At 51.5% G+C, this 5399-nt stretch carries 4 protein-coding genes; 2 read left to right on the plus strand and 2 right to left on the minus strand.

Translation table 11 applies throughout. The features are described from left to right. Positions 1-1808 (minus strand): lamin tail domain-containing protein (locus NZ772_12960; protein MCS6814460.1); only part of this gene is annotated, 1808 nt, incomplete at its 3' end. An 868-nt stretch (positions 1809-2676) separates the two neighbouring features. Here NZ772_12960 and NZ772_12965 point away from each other — a divergent pair. Continuing rightward, a complete protein-coding gene (locus NZ772_12965) occupies positions 2677-3468 on the plus strand; it encodes a Uma2 family endonuclease (protein MCS6814461.1) in 792 nt (263 codons plus the stop codon). Positions 3469-3473: 5 nt separating this feature from the next. Beyond that, a complete protein-coding gene (cofH, locus tag NZ772_12970) occupies positions 3474-4616 on the plus strand; it encodes a 7,8-didemethyl-8-hydroxy-5-deazariboflavin synthase subunit CofH (GenBank protein ID MCS6814462.1) in 1143 nt (380 codons plus the stop codon). 59 nt (positions 4617-4675) lie between these two features. Here the strand turns inward: cofH and NZ772_12975 are convergent. Next, on the minus strand, positions 4676-5399 hold a 724-nt coding region (locus tag NZ772_12975), incomplete at its 5' end, for an MFS transporter (GenBank protein ID MCS6814463.1).

A 5399-nucleotide genomic window follows, 5' to 3' on the forward strand; every position in this document is an offset into this window, starting at 1 on the left:
GTAATAGTGCCTGGGTGGGTACCTTCCACCGTGGTATCATCCACAGCCGTCACAGTCACCGTTTGGGCAACGTTCCAATTCCCAGGGGTAAAGGTAACCGTAGTGGCACTGGTGGTCAACTGGCTACCCGAATTCAAGGTAATCACCACATTAGCAGTGGGCTGGCTGCGTAGCACCAGGGTGTAGGTATCTGTAGCACCGCCCTCGGTGACGTTGGTGCTGGCACCCGACTCAATTAGCAGCACCCCCGGTGCACCCGCGTTGAAGTGACCAGGGTTGCCAATGTCCCCGCCTGTGGAGGTACGAGAATTTTGAGCATCGTTCACCGTGGAAAGTACCCAGTCTGTATCAATCGTCTGATCCGCTAGTTGATCCACAGGTGCCCAGCCACTGCGGGTTTGGGTGCGGATGGTGCCGGGGAAGGTCTGGTCACCGTAGGTGAGGCGATCGACTAACATGCCATTGTTGTCATATAGATTGATTTCGTCAGTGCGACCGAGGTTATTGCTGCCCCCTAAGCCACCAATCACCTTCACGCTATTCGGCAAGCTCCATGCCGCCCGGAACGCTGCTGCACTGGCTTCAGTCAAAATTACTGACTCACCCGGTTGCACAACACCAAAGCCACTTAGGTCAAAGGAACCAGGCACACGGGAGTTATCATCGAAGCTCCACCCCGTCATGTTCACCGGAGCATTGCCCACGTTGGTAAATTCCACAAATTCACCATTGGCACCGTCGTACATGTACTCAGTGATTTGGATGTTGCCCATAGCCACATCGTTGTCGGTGATGGTGATGGTGGCAGTGGTGTCTGTTCCCAAGTCATAGTCTGTGGCATCCACTAGGGTCAGGGTAACGGTTTCAGCACCTTCAACAGCACTGTCATCCACGGGGGTGATAGTAATGTCTACAAAGGACTGACCCACGGGAATTTCCACGCTGCCCGTGAGGGTGGGGGTGTAGTCTACACCGTTGGTGGCTTGTCCGGCTCCAGTGGCAATGGTGTAGTTGACGGTGAGGGCACTGGTGGTGGCTCCAGTACGACTGATGCGGAAGGTACCGGGGTCTTGTCCAGCTTCGGCGGCGGTGGCATCTAGGGCCGTGATGGTGACGATCGGCGTTGTACTGCCAATCGTGAAGGTTACCCCTGCGATCGGCGATTGAGGATCGGTAAGAAATGGTGCATCCGGAGCAATATCATCAGCATCCTGGTTCCCTGTAGCGTCTTGGGCAACCCAGTTAGCAGTTGTGTTGAACGCAGTCAAAGCTGCTTCTCTGGTTGCAAATGTAGAGCCGCCGATAGCTGGATTGTACGCTGCAACATCTGCACCCCCTGTTCCTGGCAGCACTAGGGCGGTTGAGCCTACCGTTAACCCTGTACCACCAAGCAAACCACTAGTAGTAGCACCGTTAAAGCCACCATTGTTATTAGTAATTGCTGCTAGAAACGTAGTCGGACTGGTTTCCGATGGGCCGACAAAGGCGAAAATTGACTCCCCAGAGGCTCCTAGAGCTATGGTTCCACCACTGATTGTGCCAACAGTAGCACTGCGTGATGCTAGGGATGTATTGAGAAATTCCACAATCGTACCTGGAGCTAAATCACTAGCACCATTCGTCCAAGTAAAACTGCCTTCTCCAGTGTTAAACGCACCGCCAGATCCAATATTCAGACCATTCCACTCATTGTCCTGAAAGCGGATCACGGCTCCAGCGGGAATTGGGTCAACGGCAATGAAGGCAAAGCCATCATTACCATCTGCATTGAAGCCAACAAAGGCGATCGAGCCTGCGGTAAGTGTCACGATAGAGTCTCCTTGAGTAGTAAAGTTCCCAGTTGTTTCATCTAACCCAGTTGTTGTGTCTAAAATGTCGGCAAAACCCTTGCCAGAACTGTCTCTGCTCAATTTCCCAAACCTAGAGATGGCAGGTTATTCACGCTTCAAGAGAAAGAAGCAGTAACGTCAATCCAGGTGGGTATTCCCAGAGCTTAGAAACACTAAGGATAGATAATCGAGAACAGGCAGCCATGAAAAGTTAGACCAAGCCCAACGATTTGATCTGGCCGCTGGTCTTAGCCCTACGAACTTGCCCGGATGAATCCACCCTTAAGAATACGGTTCTAAAGTCATGGAATTCATAAAATTTCAGTGAAATTGCTTACGTGATCCAGACTACAAAGATGACAATTGTTACCTGGATCACATTAAGTAGCCTATGTGATCGAAAGACACCCATCTAACCCCCAGCCGTTGCTAAAAAAGCAATCCAAGTCTCGCCATCGACTCTATCGAGTCAACAGCGTTAAGTGTTAACCTAAGTCAATCCAAATCCCTGGAAGTGCTTAAATGCGATACCGCCAACAACCACTGGACATCTGCTCCTCACAACAGCGAGAGTAGCAACTTGCCCAACCATGACAGGTCAGTCGAGTATCGATAATGGAATGCCGATATCATCTATAAACCGTCATGCAGTATACCATTTGCAATATTAAGGTCTGATTATAGGCAGGTTATTATTTCGGTAAACCTACGGATATTGCCCAGCTCCTAACCCAGACCCAACTTCCTGAATAATGCCGACGGGCGATCGCATAGTCAACAGGATACAAGGCTATGCTGCAAGGGAGTAGTTCGCTAGAATTAGTGATATGGAGTTGTGTCAGTGTCTATGACCGCTGTTGTCCATGAGCCATTCTCATCCCTGACCATCACCTGGGATCCCCTCCCAGATAACTATCCCTTGCCCGATGACCCTGTGGAAGACGAAAGCCACCCTAAACTTGCTGCTGCCCTCAGCGATGCCCTTACCCATAATGTGCCTACCTTTGCAAAAGATACGTTGATTGTCTCCAACTTTGCCCTTTGTGCCACTGTCAACCAGCGCACCATCTGCAAAGCTCCTGACTGGATGCTTGTCCATCCCCTGCCGCCCCGTGCCGATGGCTTGCCCCGCCGCAGCTATACCCCCTATGCCGAGGGGCCTGTGCCGCTAGTGGTGATGGAATTCCTGTCTACACGTCATCAAGGGGAATATTCCATGCGGCGCACTGGACAACTGGGCAAGTGGTTTTTCTACGAGCAGGTTGTGCGAGTACCGACCTACGTAATCTTTCGCCCTCTACAGGGCACGTTAGAGGTGTATCAACTAGATGAGTTCGGGCACTACAAACCAGTGGAGGCCGATGCCCATAACCATTACCCCATTCCAGCCCTAAACTTAGCGTTAGGCATCTGGTCTGGTACCTACGGCGATCGGGCTGGGCACTGGCTACGATGGTGGGATGCGTCTGGGGTATTGTTACCTTGGTCAGAAGAACGGGCACAGGCAGCACAGCAGCAACTATCTCAGGCTGAGCAGCAACTATCTCAAACTGAGCAACAGTTGCTCCAGGCAGAACAGCGAGCACAACGGCTAGCGGAACGACTCCGACAATTGGGTGTGGATCCTGATGTCGTGTGAACCATATGCTAGTAACAACGATCGTTCTTGACCAGATTCTTGCCCGTGCCCTAGCCAGAGAAGACCTTTCCCTAGAGGAAGGGGTAACACTCCTCACTCAGCAAGACCGAGGAGCGATCGCAGCAATCCGCAATGCTGCTGACCAACTACGGCAGACTCTAGTCGGTGATACAGTCACCTATGTCGTCAACCGCAATATCAACTTCACCAACATCTGTGAACAGCACTGTAGTTTTTGTGCCTTTCGCCGAGACGCTGACCAAGAGGGAGCTTACTGGCTAGAGTGGGGACAAATTCTAGAAAAAACCACTGATGCCGTGCAACGGGGAGCGACCGAAATTTGTATGCAGGGGGGATTGAATCCATCTGCTACCTTGGCGGGATCAACCCTCGCTTACTACATTAAGCTTGTTTCTACTATCAAAAATGCGTTTCCTCACCTACACCTCCATGCCTTTTCCCCCCAAGAGGTGCAGTTTATTGCTCGGCAAGACGGCATAAGCTACGCCCATGTGTTAGCAGCACTGCGAGAGGCAGGGGTAGGATCCCTGCCCGGAACTGCCGCTGAAATCCTAGACGATCGAGTCCGTCGGGTAATTTGCCCAGAAAAGTTGAACAGCGCCACTTGGCTAGAAATTGTCCACACTGCCCATCGCCTAGGACTGTATACTACAAGTACAATGCTCTCTGGGCACATTGAAACACCGGAGCAACAAATCTATCACCTACTTCAGCTTCGAGAGTTGCAACAGCAGGCGGCTTCCCAATCTCTACCCGCCAAAATCACCGAATTCATTCTGCTGCCCTTCGTTGGGCAAGAGGCACCCAAACCTTTACGACATCGGGTTGGGCGAGATCAGCCAGTACTCGCTGATACCTTGTTGCTGACAGCGGTTGCCCGGTTGTTTCTAGGGCGCTGGATTGTTAACCATCAACCTAGCTGGGTAAAGCTGGGCCTAGCAGGGGCAACAGAAGCGCTGACCTGGGGCTGCAATGACCTAGGCGGCACGTTAATGGAAGAACACATTACCAGCATGGCAGGGGCGATCGGCGGCACCTGTATGACTGTAACTGCCCTCCAGACTGCAATTCGTTCCCTGGGTAGGCCCGATCGTCAACGAGACACCCTCTATCACCATTTGCCCTAAACCTTGAGCGCCTGTAGCGAAGACGGGCAGATAGCTGTTGCGTGTTCTCTGCTTGCAACCTAAGTCAGAACGGTATCTACTGGGCCTCTTTCTCGCCTTAGCAACAGATAAGCTACAACAATGCCAATGATGGCCAACAATGCCATCAAATAGAACACATAGGTGTAGCTGCCGAATAAATCTCGAATGCGGCCTGTTATCAATGTTCCAGTCAACGCACCCACTCCATAGGCTGTGAAGACAAGCCCATAGTTTTGGGTATACTGGTCAGGATCGAAGAAGCGGAGCGTTATTGTTGGTGCCATCGCTAGCCAACCACCAAGACAAAACCAAAACAGGCAAAAGGCCGTGAGATATACGGCGAACTGTCCAGTTTGGGCATTCATCATCAGCACAGAAGCCACTAGAGTCAGCATATAGGACAACATTGCCACATAGTGAGGCTTGAATCGATCGCAGAGCCAACCAAACAGCGGACGGCTGATGCCATTAAACGTAGCAAACAAAGAAACACTATTGGCGGCCACGGTAGGATTGATATTAATCATTTCTCCTCCGACTGGGCTGGAGATGCCAATGGCACTCAAACCTACTAAGGTGCCGATCGCGTAGCATAGCCACAGCCCGTAAAACGATCGACTCTTCAACAAGTTCTGAGGGTAGGTTGCCGTCGAGAGCGATGTGGACGTTGTAACATTCTGTCGAGGGTGCCAGCCCTTAGGTGGCAACTTCATAGTCAGAGCAATGGCTATAACAATCACCATAAAGGCAATGCCAAGTATA

This window comes from Cyanobacteriota bacterium (assembly GCA_025054735.1).
Classification (GTDB): Bacteria; Cyanobacteriota; Cyanobacteriia; order SKYG9; family SKYG9; genus SKYG9.

Excerpts from the sequence above, each read along its gene's own strand:
- cofH (MCS6814462.1), top strand. The coding sequence starts at position 3,474 with ATGCTAGTAACAACGATCGTTCTTGACCAGATTCTTGCCCGTGCCCTA.
- NZ772_12965 (MCS6814461.1), top strand. The coding sequence starts at position 2,677 with ATGACCGCTGTTGTCCATGAGCCATTCTCATCCCTGACCATCACCTGG.